Raw genomic sequence first — 13,553 nt, 5'->3', positions numbered from 1 at the left:
CTAAACAGGGCGTTTGTAACGCGGTTTTTCCATGCAAAAGAAAAAATTCCTCTTTGCAATAAATTCCATTAATATAAAAAAATAGAACTATGCTTATTTATAGACGTTCCTGTTTTAGTTTACCGCCTTGCAAACGAGCACCAGAAAATTGAGTGAAACGAGCGTTAATAGGGATGCCTTTTTACATCAGTTGTTATATTCAAACAAATTGATTAATTCTGTAATATTTGATTTAATAGACAATTTACTTCCAATGTCAAATATTTTTTCTTCCCATTTTTTCCAATCATCGGTATTCGGGTTATTTAGTTTTATACTGGCATTGATGTTGTTTGTGATGATGTGAAAATTATAAGATATTCCATTTAAAGGAATTCCTTTACCTGTATCAAATAAATTAAAATTTGCTATCTCTACAATTTCATCTGGAGTATTTGGTAATTTTTCTGTATATAAATCTTTTATTCCTGTGTTGTCATATAAAAAAATGCCTTGTAATAATTCGTCTGGATTTAGATGTTCTCTAAAATTATTTTCATTGAATTTTATGGAAAAAATACCGCCCCAACCTATGAATGATCGTGATATCAATACAATCCATATTGATTCGATATTTTTTTCATTTTCTCGCCAACCATTTTCATTTCTAATTACCTGAATACCACTACTGATTTCAGGAATACCAAGTTTATATGCTAGAGATTTTTCAATATTCTGATATAATTGAAAATCATCAAGTGCTCTTTTTTGATTAATTTCGTTTCTATTCATTTAGTTCAATTTGGTTATAATTTTCTACATTTCATCATACATAAAATTATCTTGATATAATTTAAGTTGTCAATCGACATTCGGTTATCATAGCTCTTGCAACTTTATCAAATGTAAGAAAGAATCACGTAAAGTAATTAGACAATATTATAAACAAAAAACCTCGAAAGCATAATCACTTTCGAGGTTCGTTGAGAATTAAACTAACTAAATAAAATTCAAAAGAATTTATTTTTTAACTGAAAACTTAAAGGTAGTTTTCGTTTTATAATTTTCTCCCGGATTTAAAACTGTCGTTGGGAAGTTTTTCTGGTTTGGAGAATCCGGATAGTGCTCTGTTTCTAAGCAAAAACCGGTTCTGTGAGCATAAGTTCCGCCGTTACGCATTGGTAAAGTTCCGTCAAGGAAATTACCGGAGTAGAACTGAATTCCAGGTTCGTCTGTAGTCATTTCTAAAACTCTTCCGCTTGCAGGGTGGTAAACCGATGCAATGATCGTTTTGCTTTTTTCAGGATTGTTCAAAACCCAGCAGTGATCGTAACCTTTTCCTCTTATTAATTGTTCGTCTTTAGCATCAATTTCTTTTCCGATTAATTTTGGTTTTCTGAAATCGAATGGCGTATTGGCAACATCCTGCAATTCTCCTGTTGGAATTAAAGTAGCATCTACCGGAACAATTTTATCAGCATTCAACGTAAGTTCATGATCTAAAATCGTTTTTGTGAAATCACCTGACAGGTTGAAATAGGTATGCTGTGTTAAGTTTACAACGGTCTTTTTATCTGTAGTTGCTTCGTAAAGCACTTCCAGTTCGTTGTTTTTTGTTAAGGTGTAAGTCACTATAACTTTTAGGTTTCCAGGGTAGCCTTCTTCCATATCTTTGCTTAAGTAAGATAATTTCAAAACAGCTGTTTCTCCTGATTTAGCTTCTTCTGCTTTCCAAACCACTCTGAAAAAACCTTCCGGTCCTCCGTGCAAAGCATTTGGTTCGTTGTTGATCGCTAATTTATATTCTTTACCGTCTAATGTAAATTTACCTTTTGCAATTCGGTTTCCGAAACGTCCGATCAAAGCTCCGAAAAACGGATTTGGTTTCATGTATTGTTCCAAAGAAGTAAATCCTGTAACCACATTTTCAGAAACACCGTCTTTATTTGGCACTTTCAAATCTGTAATAATACCACCAAAAGTGATGATATCGACTTCCATTCCGTTTTGGTTTTTCAGCTTGTAGCTTTCAATTTTTTCTCCTTTTGGAGTTGTTCCGTAATCCGATTTTACAATTGTTACAGAATCTTTTGCTTCTTGAGTTGTGTTCGCCTCCATTTTTTTATCGCTTTTACATTGAACAGAAAGTGTTGCCAGACCGATTATCCCAATTCCGAAAGCACAACGTTTTAATACATTCATAAATACTGGTTTTTAAGTTAGTAAAGACTTCAGCTAAAAGTCGAAAGTCTTAAAGTTAAAAGTCGAAGTTACGAATTTATTAAGACGTAATTCATTACAATTTCACTTTAAGACTTTAAGACATTTAATTTTTGACTTATATATTACAATCCGTGTTGAAACGCATGGTAGTACGCTTCATTGGCATTGATTTTATCTTTAAAATCTCTAATTGTAGTTTTTTCATCAATCACCAATAATTCAATTCCGGCAATATCAGCAAAATCTTCCATAAATTCTGTTGTAACTGACTGGCTGTATACGGTATGATGCGCACCTCCTGCTAAAATCCATGCAGTTGCTGCAATATCAAGATCTGGTTTGCAATCCCACAATACTCGAGCCACAGGAAGTTTAGGCAATTCTGCCAATGGTTTTACCGCTACTACTTCATTTACAATTAAACGGAAACGGGTTCCCATATCAACCAATGAAACGTTGATCGCTTCTCCTGCAGGTGAATTAAATACCAAACGAACCGGGTCTTCTTTTCCTCCAATTCCTAACGGGTGAACTTCACAAGAAGCTTTTCCGTCAGCAATAGATGGACAGATTTCCAACATATGCGATCCTAAAACGTATGATTTTTGTGGGTTAAAATGGTAGGTGTAATCTTCCATGAAAGAAGTTCCTCCTTCAAGACCAATATTCATTACTTTTAATGCTCTTACCATAGCAGCTGTTTTCCAGTCACCTTCTCCACCAAAACCATAACCATCAGCCATTAATCTTTGTGTAGCGATTCCAGGTAATTGTTTCCAGGCTCCAAGATTTTCAAAAGTATCTGTAAAAGCTCCAAAACCTCCTTCTTCAAGGAATGCTCTTAAACCTAATTCGATTTTTGCTGCCTCGACTAATGAACTTCTTTGCGCTCCGCCTTCTTTTAAAGAGTCTGTTAAATTATAAGTAGCTTCATAAACTGCCAATAAATCGTTTAATTCCTTGTCAGTTACTTTTTCGATATGTTTGGTAACATCAGAAGAATCATATCCGTTAACTGACATTCCGAAACGAATCTGAGCCTCCACTTTATCACCGTCAGTAACGGCAACTTCACGCATATTGTCTCCTATTCGGGCTACTTTCAGATTTTGAAGTTCATCCCAGCCTAAAGCTACTCTTGACCAGATTCCTAGTTTTTTATGTACTCTTTCATCTTCCCAGTGTCCCACAACCACTTTGCGTTTTTTACGCATTCTTGACATCATGAAACCAAATTCACGATCTCCGTGAGCTGACTGATTTAAGTTCATGAAATCCATATCGATAGAACCCCATGGAATTTCAGCACTATATTGTGTGTGTAAATGGCATAATGGTTTTTTAAGAATTCTTAAACCTCCGATCCACATTTTTGCAGGTGAAAAAGTATGCATCCAGGTAATAACCCCGATACAGTTTTTAGTTGTGTTTGCTGCCAGACATACATCTAAAATTTGATCTGGTGATTTTACTACATCTTTATAAACCACTTTTACCGGTATATGAGATGATGCATCTAATCCTTTTGCAATTATTTGCGAATGTTCAGCCACTTTTCTTAAAGTTTCTTCACCGTACAATTCCTGGCTTCCTACTACAAACCACACTTCTTTTTGAGAGATATCTATCATTTTTTACTTTGTTTATTTTGTTACAAGTTTCAGGTTTCAAATCGTTTGAATCTGATTACTCGAATTGTTAAATTTTGTTTCAGGTTTTTTGTTTCAAGTTTCAGGTTTGAGTTTCACGTTCCAAAAACTGAAACAAAAAAAACCTGAAACCTGAAACTAAATTATCTATTGTCCGTAATACGAATCTTTTCCGTGTTTACGGTTGTAATGTTTCTTTATTAAGGAATCTTTCAATCTTGGCGCATTCGGATTTATTTGTAAAGTCAGATAAGCCATTTCGGCTACCACTTCTAAAACTTTGCTGTTGTAAACCGCTTTTGCTGCATTTTTTCCCCATGCAAACGGACCGTGGTTTCCAATTAAAACCATTTCTACTTCTTCGTAAGAAAGATTTTTTTCTTTGAAACAATCCAAAATCTGAATTCCGGTATTGTGTTCGTAGTTCCCTTCGATAAGCGAATCTGCCATTGGCGGCGCGCACGGAATATCAGCAGTCAAATGATCTGCGTGTGTTGTTCCAAAGATTGGAATATCCTGCTGCGATTGTGCCCAGGCAACTGAATATGTTGCGTGTGTATGTGCAACGCCTCCGATATTTGGCCAGTTTTTGTATAAATAAGCATGCGTTTTAGTGTCTGATGACGGACGCATGGTTCCTTCGATAATGTTATTGTCAAAATCGACAATCACAATATCTTCCGGTTTTAAATCTTCGTAAGGAACGCCGCTTGGTTTAATAGCAAAAACGCCATTTTTTCTGTCGACAGCACTTACGTTTCCAAAAGTATAAACTACAAGATTCAATGCGTTTAACTGCATATTGGCTTCGTAGCATTCTTGTTTTAAATCTTTATAAAGAGAACTCATTTTCTGTAATTTTAATAGATGGATCTGCAAAAGCACTTAACTGATCGTATGCAATAAGCAATTTATTGTAAGCAGCAACTTTGTCAAGTTCTGGTGTGTATTCACTTTCAAAAGGACTTCCCATTTTTTGACTGGCTTCAATTACATTTGGATAAATTCCGGAAGCTACAGCAGCATAAATTGCAGCTCCCAAAGCCGGAGCCTGATCTGATGCGGCTACTTTAATTGGTTTGTTTAAAACGTTAGCCAGAGTCTGCATGATAAAAGGAGATTTTCTTGCCACACCACCGATTCCGATAACGCTGTCAATTTTTACACCTTCTTCTTCAAAACGATCCACGATTTTTTTAGATCCGAAACAGATTGCGTTTACTAAAGCTTTAAAAATATGAGGTGCTTTTGTTCCTAAAGATAAGTTTGAAATGGCGCTTTTTATTTCCTGATTCGCATCCGGTGTCCTGCGTCCGTTGATCCAGTCTAAAGCAGTTGGTACACTTTCAGATAACGGAATTTTTTCAGCTTCTTTCGTTAATTCTATGATTAGTTTATCACTGAATTCTTCTCTTAACTGTTCTTTTTGAGCATCATTTAAAATTGCTGAAGAACCTAATAATTGTTCTGTTGGCCACATCAATAATTCTTTGTACCAGGCCAGTAAATCTCCAAAAGCAGATTGACCTGCTTCAAGACCAATATAACCCGGAATTACAGATCCGTCAACCTGACCACAGATACCGCGAACGGTTTTTGTACCTACTTCTTCATAAGAACCAACTAAAATATCACAAGTCGAAGTTCCCATTACACGAACCAAAGTGTTTTCGCCGATTTTAGCTCCAACTGCTCCTGAATGTGCATCGAAAGTTCCAACAGCTACAACAGTATCTGTAGAAAGTCCTAAACGGTCTGCCCATTCTTTGCTTAATTTTCCGGCTACTAAATCTGAAGTATAGGTTTCATCATATAAATTGCCACGAAGTGTAGCCAGATATGGATGTAGTTTTTCTAAGAATTCAACCGGCGGAAGCCCGTTCCAGTCTTCATGCCACATGGCTTTGTGACCTGCAGCGCAACGGCTTCTTTTGAAGGTTTTTAAATCTTTATCGTCAATTAACAAATAAGTCATTAAATCGCAATGTTCTAGCCAGGTGTGAGCTGCATTTCGAACTGCTTCATCTTCTCTTGCAATGTGCAGGATTTTTGCCCAAAACCACTCTGATGAATAAATTCCGCCCACATATTTTGTTACGTCTTCTCCGCCCCAGCTTACAGCCAGTTCGTTGATTTCGTTTGCTTCATTGATAGCCGTATGATCTTTCCACAACACCATCATCGCATTCGGGTTTTCTTCAAAACCTTTTGTCAAAGCCAATGGAGTTCCATCTTTTGTAACCGGAACCGGAGAAGATCCTGTGGTATCAATACAGATTCCTTTTATTGCTGATGAATCAACACCGCTTTCTTTTACAACTGTCTGAATTGTAATCTCCAGTCCTTCGATATGATCCAAAGGATGCTGACGAAACTGATTGATCGATGCATCACAATATTGCTTGTTCTTCCATCTTTTGTAATGAGAAACATTTGATGCCAATTCCTGCCCATTTTCAGTATCTATTAGCACCGCACGAACAGAATCTGTTCCGTAATCTAATCCTATAACGTAATTTTTCATTTCGAAATTCATTTATTGATGACAAATATAATATAATTAATTTATAAGTGTACAAAAAACACTTAATAAAAATAAGCTTGTTGTTTTTTACAGATAATGCATCAAAACAATAATTTAAGTTGAAAACAAAAAACAAACGTTAATTATACATTTATTCTGTTGCGATTATTTCATCTTTATTTTCAGAACAGCCACAGAGTATGCCCGGAAGTTGTATTGTATTTGGTTTCCAATCAGCTTAAAATCAATTTTCAAGGTTAATTTTGACACAAAATACTTCCCATTTTTACTATTTGGAATTTTTAATTAAATTCGAATATTGGCCTGCCGTTTTCATCAAATTTTAATTTCATCATTCTCGCATGACGATTAGGATCGTATAACGGATCTGCAATAATTTCTTTCAACGGTCTTTTATCTGTTGCAGGCACAACTTTTGGATCACCAACAGCTTTTTCGTAATCCCTTGCATGATAAATTACTAATGGTTCTCCGTTTTCATCTACTGTGAAGGAATTATGCCCTGGTCCGTAAATTTTTTTTGCTTCGTTGGTTTTTAATACCGGATATCTGGATTTTTTCCAGGAATTTCTATCTAGTAAATCAGCTTTTTCATCTGCTTCCATCATTCCCATACTGTAACAGGCACCTGTAGCACTTGCTGAAAAAGTAATGTAAATTTTGCCTTTGTTTTTAATAACTGCAGGGCCTTCATTTACCCAAAAACCTATGCGTTCCCAATCATAATCCGGAGTCGTTAGCATGAATTGAACTGTTTTTAGTTTTACGGGTGATTCCATTTCGGCTAAATACAAATTAGAAGCTGCGAACTGCCCGCCTGTTTTTTCTGCCCAGCAGAAATAGCGTTTATTTTTATGCTCAAATACAGTCCCGTCCAGAGAAAAATCGGTAAAGCTTTTTGGATCTGCGTCGGCTGCCTGCATTTGTCCAAGTTCAGTCCACTTGTCATGTAAAGGATCCTGACCTGTACATTCCAAAACATAAGGTCTTAATTTCCAGATATCATCTTCTTCGCTTGCTGCAAAATACACATACCATTTTCCATCTAAATAATGAATTTCCGGAGCCCAGACATGACGGCTCATTGGTCCGCTTTTATGTTTTTCCCATACCCTGAAGGTTTCAGCATTTTGAAGTTCATCGATAGATTTTGCACGTCTTAACTCTATCGCGTCGTAAGTTGGTACCGACCCTGTAAAATAGTAATACCCGTCTGTATGCTTGTAGATAAAAGGATCTGCTCTTTGCAACACAATAGGTTTGTTGGTTAAGGTTGTTTTTGTAGTAGTAACTTCTTCTTTAGACAGCTCCTTTTCTGCTTTTTTTTCTGAACAGGAAGAGAGACTTACAAAAACAACGGCTGAAAGTGCCAGATTTTTTAATATGTTTATTTGCATGTTATACTGTATTTGAATTTAATTTATTTATGAGGAATTCAGACTTTCAATATTTATTTTCTAATGTTAAGATTCAGTCTTTAAAATCAATCCAGACTTTCATTTTATTTACGCCACGGTTTGACCAGCTGTAATACGGAATGGCTTTGAATTTATCCGTTTCAATGACATTTATTCCGTTTAACAAATTCGTTTCTTTTTTTACTCTGAAACTATCTGAAGCGCCTACATTTATTTTATCAAAATTGGTTTTGTTGTCAATTTCTTCTACCGCATAAACGATTGGTCCGTATTCTAAAGACACTTTATTTTTATTGGTTTCAACTTTCGAATTGGTTTCAACTTCCTGAACTTCCATTGGAAAATTAAGGCTGATTTTATCTCCTCTTTTCCAGCTTCTGTTAATGGTGAAATACCCATTTTCCGGCTGAATTGTTAATGTTTCGCCATTTAAGCTAATGGTTGGTTTTTGAGTCGAAGCTTTTTTATAACTGTATAAATCTCCTGGTAAGACTTCATTTCTCGCCCAGCCCGGAACACGAAGTTTGATTGTAAATTGGCTTTCTTTTTTCGGATTAACTGAAACTGAAACTTTTCCGTTCCAGGGATATCCGGTTTGCTGTGAAATCTGCAAATTGGTTTTTCCAACTTTGAAAGAGGCGTTGTTTGAAGCATATAAATTGACATACAAAACATCATTTGTTTTGGAGTAAATCAATCCCGGAATTGAAGGCACAAAACGAATCAAATTCGTCGGACAACAAGAACAATCAAACCAAGCCTGACGTGTGCACGAACCTCTGTTGGATTTATAAACACCATCAGATTCCAATGCATTCGGATAGAAAAATTGTTTTCCGTCAAGCGAAATTCCCGAAATCAAACCGTTGTACATCGTTCTTTCGATCACATCAAAATACTGTGATTTTCCATATAAACTATGCAGTCTGTGGTTCCAGTAAACATCTCCAATTGCAGCGCAGGTTTCATTATATGCCGTTAAATTTGGTAATTCATAATTCGGTCCAAAAGCTTCTCCATCGTGACGCGAACCAATTCCGCCAGTAATGTACATTTTTTTGTTCACCATATTATCCCATAAATTATTTACGGCATCGGTGTATCCTTTATCTTTTGTCATAGCAGCAATATCTGTCATTCCTGCGTACATGTACACTGCACGAACAGCGTGACCAACGGCTTCATTTTGCTCAGTTACCGGTTTATGATCCTGAGCATATTCTCCGTATAACTTATGATTTTCCGGATTTCCGCGATTGTCTAAATAATATTTGGCAAGCTTTAAATAACTTTCATTATTCGTTACCTGATACAATTTAATTAAACCCGTTTCTACAATCTGATGTCCCGGAACTCCTTTAACCTGACCCGGACCATCGCCAAAAGTTTTCACCAGCAAATCAGCATTTTTTATGGCAATGTCTAGGAAATTTCTTTTTCCGGTCGCTTCATAATGTACCACAGCCGCTTCAATTAAATGCCCTGCATTGTAGCATTCGTGGCTAATCTGTAAGGATTCCCAACGTTTCCCTTCGATAACCGGAACCCAGGTTGCTGGCGGTTTTGCCGGATTTATGGTTCTCCAGGTGGTTAAATATCCGTCTTTTTCCTGACCAATTTTTACTATGGCAATGAGCGAATCCAAAACACGTTCTAATTTCGGATTTGGAGCAGAAATTAAAGTGTTTGAAGCGCCTTCGATAATTTTATAAACATCGGTATCATCAAAAGGCATTTCGCCTCTTACTTTTCCGGTTTTTTGTTTTCCTGCGATCAGGAAATTCTCAAAACGCCCTTCTTCATTACACTTTTGAATCGCATATTCGATTGTAATTTCCTGCACTCTTTTAATAATAGGAAGCCAGAAAGAATCGTTCAGTTTTACATTCTGAATATTAACCGGCTCAATTTGGTAACCTGCTTTTAAAACCGAAGTTTTATCGCTTGACTGCACCACGCTGTTTTTGGTTTCTTTACAGGAAATCAAAAGCAGAAGTGACATGAAAATCGTTAAAATTGGTACATTGTATTTTTTCATCTTAATTGTATTCTATTTTAAAACAGGCCATAAGTCGCTATCCCATTGCATTTCTCTGACTACTAATCTTGGCGTTCCGTTGGTTTTCTTTTCGTATGCATGGTAAAAAATATAATCTTTACCATCAAACGTATAAGCACTGTTATGTCCCACTCCAAAATAATTTTCATCGCCCTGAACGACTAAACTTCCTCCACCCTGATCGAGCTGTTTTCCTTCTTTATCTAAATAAGGTCCGGTTACTTTTTTCGATCTTCCGACAACCACTTTATAAGTGCTTTTTTCTCCACGACAGCATAAATCCCAGGAAAGGAATTGGTAGTAATAACCATTTTTCTTAAAGATAAAAGGAGCTTCAAGTGCACCGTCTCCCGGATCAGCATCTGCCAGTTCAAAGCTTCTTTTACGTTTCGAAATTGTGTGCCATTCCTGAGGCTGAGCAATTGATTTTAAATCGGGATTTAATTTTACGAGTTTTAAGCCTTCCCAAAAAGAACCAAATGACAACCACGGTGTGTTATTTTCGTCAAAAACTAAATTCGGGTCAATGGCATTCCACATATCTCGGTTTGGCTGTGACTGAATTACAATTCCCTGATCGACCCATTTGTAGTTTTTATCTTTTGGATCTAAAGTTGTATTGGTCGCCACACCAATCGCCGAAGTATTTTTGGCGAAAGCCGAAACTGAATAATACAAATAATAGGTATTGTTATGGAATGAAATATCCGGCGCCCAGATATGGTTTTTAAAATCGGCTGCAACACCATCTGCCCAAACCTGTTTTTCTGTAAAAACCTGTGGTTCGGGATTCCATTTTTTTAAATCTTTAGAACTAAAAACACTGATTCCTTTACCCGTACAAAATAGGTAATAGGTGTCTTTTTGTTTGATGACTACAGGATCGTGAACGACAATATCCTGTGCGAATGAAACTAAATTCATGAGCATCAGAAAGGCACGGATTGTGAATTTTATGTTATTATGAAATTTCATATTTTTTATTTAAGAAATGTAAAATGTAAGAAGTAAAAAGAATATTACTGAATGCCTTCTGATGTCATAACTACTCGTTTCATTGTACCATCTTTGTTATAAAATAATTTATCAATACAAACTGATCTTCTGAAACTTCCGCCGTCCGGCTGCGAGGCACCATTATGATAAATAAATAACGACTGTCCTTTAAAATCAATTATCGACTGATGGTTCGTATTGCTGTTTCCTGCCAGTTCATTTAAAATCCCTTTAAATTCCCAAGGACCATTAATTGATTTGCTCATGGCATAAGCAATTTTCTCAGGAAACTGATACGCATACGATAAATAATACCAGTTTTTATGTTTGTGTATCCAAGGTGCTTCGGTGAAATTTGGTAAATCGATTTTTTTGATTGGCCCGTCTATTTCAGTCATGTTTTCTTTTAATTTGGCATAATGACAAACGGTGTTTCCCCAAAATAAATACGCCTGGCCATCATCATCAATATAAACTGTCGGATCAATATCGTCCCAGTTTATTTTGGTGTGTGTAGTCATATCATTTGTAATCAACGCTTTTCCTAATGCGTCTTTAAAAGGTCCGGTTGGGCTATCTGAAACGGCAATACCAATTGCTTTTCCGTCAATTGTTCCGTGTGAAACCGTTACATACCAGTAGAACTTTCCGTTTCTTTCGATAACCTGCGAAGCCCAAGCATCTCCTCTTGCCCATGCAAAATCAGTTACTTTTAATGGTACCGGATGCGATTCCCACTTTTTCATATCTGAAGAAGAATACACTACCCATTCATTCATTTTATAGAAATTAAAATCTTTTGGTGCTTCGTCATGACCGGCATACAAATACACTTTGTCTTTGTACACCAATGCTGCCGGATCACCTGTATATTGATCTGTTATAATTGGATTGTTTGCTTTTACCGACTGGGCATTTGCAGACAGTGATAAAAACAAAATTGACAGGCTTCTAAAAATGCTTTTCATTATTATTTTATTGGTTCTTTTTAGTACCATTATTCAAATGCATATTTTGGCAAAAGCCCTTCCGGTTAGAAAGGGCAATTGATTTTTTAATTCACTTTTTTACCCCAAACAGGTACTCCTGCAGTAGTTAGTCCGGAATAACTTATGGTTACTTTTCTGGTCGCTGATTCCCAATCCCAGGCATCACTAACTTTACATTTTATACCATTTACGGTTAATGTTTTAGCAGCACTGTCATAGGACCATGTGCCAGTAGCTCCTCCGCTCACTTTTTTGTCAGCGGTTAAGTAAATTGTTACCGATTTTTGAATGGTAGCATATTGGTAATTCATGGTGATTTGTTCCCAAGTTCCAATGAAAGAAGCTTCTGTAATTGTAGTTTCCGGTACAGCTGCATATCTTTCAGGATCTACTACCGGCCATCCGTCTTCTGTCCATTTTATGGCACGAACATGTCCCATCATAAGTGCGTTTGAGGCATTTATACCTGGTACATCTTTAGGCAAACGGGCCTGAGATGCATAAAACCATTGTTTGGTATCGGGATTCTGAAAAACAGAACAATGAGCAAATCCAACCCATCCGGTATGATTATTAAATCCATAAGGATGTGTAAGCATTGGCCAGCAATCTGCACCATTTGTTACATTAGCTCCATTGATTCCTAAGAATGGACCTGTAATACTTTTAGAACGGCAAACTCTTGTATTGTAAGGAACATCCAGCCCGTCATAAGCAAGGAATAAATAATAATACTGAGTATCCGGATTATAAATAATTTCCGGACCTTCAGAACCTTGCCAACGGCTTGTAGGACTGCGGGAAGCTATTCTGGTTCCATAATCACTTAAGGTTTTTAACTGATACGGTTTCCCTGTAGACGGATCCAGTTTTAGTGATGCAATTCCGGAATGCCAGGAACCGTAAATCAGGTATTGATCGCCTTCAGGTGTCTGTATAAAAGTTGGGTCGATCGCATTGAATTTGAAATAAGCATTTTCCCAATTTCTGGCTCCTGTAAAAGAATACGGCTTTACGCCATCAGGTTCAGAACATACTACCATTCCTTTATCTACCCAGACATTCGTTGCCAAATCATCAGATTCAGCCAATCCGATAAAAGCTCTTTCTGACCATGAAGTTTCAAAACTGGTTCCGGTAATGGGCTCGTCCACAACAATACTATAATACATCCTATATTTATTGCCTACTTTTTTCACATAAGGAGCCCAATAACCATATCGTGGATTTTCAATTGCAGGTAAAGCAGGAACCATTCTGGCTCTTTTATTATTTAATGAGTCTTTTACCCAGGCAGGAATTGTGGCCATTGCTGATCCCATATATTCCCATGTTACGAGATCTTTCGAACGTCTGTAAGGAAAATGTCCGTGACCGTCGTGAGCATTCCCATAAGATGCATCTGTTTGATACATATAATAGTACTCGCCAGATTTTTCAACCGTTGGATCGTGAACGTTGGCTAAATTCCATTGTGCCCTGCTATTCCATGAAGAAATAGAGATATAATTATCTGAATACGTTGGCCCCGGAAATGCAGGAGGCGTAACAACCGGTGGTACTACTACAGGCGGATCTGTTTCCTCTTTTGCCGGATCATCGCTCGAGCAGCTTGTTGCCACAACAGCAAATAAAAAAAGTCCGATGTACGAAACGATTTTTAAAATGGAATCTGATTTTTTCATGTTTTGTATT

General features: G+C 36.7%; 10 protein-coding genes. All 10 read right to left on the bottom strand.

The genetic code is table 11. The annotated features are described in order from the left end of the window. Positions 1–186 precede the first annotated feature (186 nt). The 10 genes from GXM16_RS00165 to GXM16_RS00120 all read right to left on the bottom strand — a co-directional run bounded on the left by GXM16_RS00165 (position 187) and on the right by GXM16_RS00120 (position 13,543). Positions 187–771, bottom strand: a complete 585-nt coding sequence (locus tag GXM16_RS00165) for a hypothetical protein (protein ID WP_163391559.1) — start codon at positions 769–771, stop codon at positions 187–189. Positions 772–999: 228 nt separating this feature from the next. Further along, entirely contained in the window at positions 1,000–2,181 is a 1,182-nt protein-coding gene (locus tag GXM16_RS00160; protein WP_163391557.1) for an aldose epimerase family protein, read from the bottom strand. Between the two features lie 143 nt (positions 2,182–2,324). After that, positions 2,325–3,833 carry an L-arabinose isomerase gene (gene araA / locus GXM16_RS00155; protein WP_163391555.1) on the bottom strand — a complete coding sequence of 503 codons (1,509 nt, stop codon included), beginning with the start codon at positions 3,831–3,833 and terminating at the stop codon, positions 2,325–2,327. Positions 3,834–3,998: 165 nt separating this feature from the next. Beyond that, positions 3,999–4,700 (bottom strand): L-ribulose-5-phosphate 4-epimerase, encoded by a 702-nt coding sequence (locus tag GXM16_RS00150; RefSeq protein ID WP_007808585.1) that lies wholly within the window; start codon positions 4,698–4,700, stop codon positions 3,999–4,001. Then, positions 4,684–6,375 carry a ribulokinase gene (locus GXM16_RS00145; RefSeq protein ID WP_163391553.1) on the bottom strand — a complete coding sequence of 564 codons (1,692 nt, stop codon included), beginning with the start codon at positions 6,373–6,375 and terminating at the stop codon, positions 4,684–4,686. Before GXM16_RS00145 ends, GXM16_RS00150 begins: the two co-directional genes overlap by 17 nt. 302 nt (positions 6,376–6,677) lie before the next feature. Continuing rightward, entirely contained in the window at positions 6,678–7,793 is a 1,116-nt protein-coding gene (locus tag GXM16_RS00140; RefSeq protein WP_163391552.1) for a glycoside hydrolase family 43 protein, read from the bottom strand. 73 nt (positions 7,794–7,866) lie between these two features. Then, positions 7,867–9,852: a glycoside hydrolase family 127 protein gene (locus tag GXM16_RS00135; protein ID WP_163391550.1), complete on the bottom strand. Its 1,986-nt coding sequence runs from the start codon at positions 9,850–9,852 to the stop codon at positions 7,867–7,869. A 12-nt stretch (positions 9,853–9,864) separates the two neighbouring features. Further along, positions 9,865–10,848 carry an arabinan endo-1,5-alpha-L-arabinosidase gene (locus tag GXM16_RS00130; RefSeq protein ID WP_167519847.1) on the bottom strand — a complete coding sequence of 328 codons (984 nt, stop codon included), beginning with the start codon at positions 10,846–10,848 and terminating at the stop codon, positions 9,865–9,867. 44 nt (positions 10,849–10,892) lie between these two features. Beyond that, positions 10,893–11,837, bottom strand: coding sequence for a glycoside hydrolase family 43 protein (locus GXM16_RS00125; RefSeq protein WP_163391548.1), 945 nt, complete (start codon positions 11,835–11,837; stop codon positions 10,893–10,895). 86 nt (positions 11,838–11,923) lie between these two features. Further along, positions 11,924–13,543, bottom strand: coding sequence for an arabinan endo-1,5-alpha-L-arabinosidase (locus tag GXM16_RS00120; RefSeq protein ID WP_163391546.1), 1,620 nt, complete (start codon positions 13,541–13,543; stop codon positions 11,924–11,926). Between the last annotated feature and the right edge of the window lie 10 nt (positions 13,544–13,553).

The sequence above is a fragment of the Flavobacterium limi genome (genome assembly GCF_010645075.1).
In the GTDB taxonomy this organism is placed as follows: domain Bacteria; phylum Bacteroidota; class Bacteroidia; order Flavobacteriales; family Flavobacteriaceae; genus Flavobacterium; species Flavobacterium limi.
Note: the sequence above shows the minus strand (reverse complement) of the source record. Positions and strands in the feature narration are given on the sequence as shown.

Coding starts and splice junctions, on each gene's coding strand:
- GXM16_RS00145 (WP_163391553.1), bottom strand. CDS start 6,375: ATGAAAAATTACGTTATAGGATTAGATTACGGAACAGATTCTGTTCGT.
- GXM16_RS00165 (WP_163391559.1), bottom strand. CDS start 771: ATGAATAGAAACGAAATTAATCAAAAAAGAGCACTTGATGATTTTCAA.
- GXM16_RS00125 (WP_163391548.1), bottom strand. CDS start 11,837: ATGAAAAGCATTTTTAGAAGCCTGTCAATTTTGTTTTTATCACTGTCT.
- GXM16_RS00130 (WP_167519847.1), bottom strand. CDS start 10,848: ATGAAATTTCATAATAACATAAAATTCACAATCCGTGCCTTTCTGATG.
- GXM16_RS00160 (WP_163391557.1), bottom strand. CDS start 2,181: ATGAATGTATTAAAACGTTGTGCTTTCGGAATTGGGATAATCGGTCTG.
- araA (WP_163391555.1), bottom strand. CDS start 3,833: ATGATAGATATCTCTCAAAAAGAAGTGTGGTTTGTAGTAGGAAGCCAG.
- GXM16_RS00135 (WP_163391550.1), bottom strand. CDS start 9,852: ATGAAAAAATACAATGTACCAATTTTAACGATTTTCATGTCACTTCTG.
- GXM16_RS00120 (WP_163391546.1), bottom strand. CDS start 13,543: ATGAAAAAATCAGATTCCATTTTAAAAATCGTTTCGTACATCGGACTT.
- GXM16_RS00150 (WP_007808585.1), bottom strand. CDS start 4,700: ATGAGTTCTCTTTATAAAGATTTAAAACAAGAATGCTACGAAGCCAAT.
- GXM16_RS00140 (WP_163391552.1), bottom strand. CDS start 7,793: ATGCAAATAAACATATTAAAAAATCTGGCACTTTCAGCCGTTGTTTTT.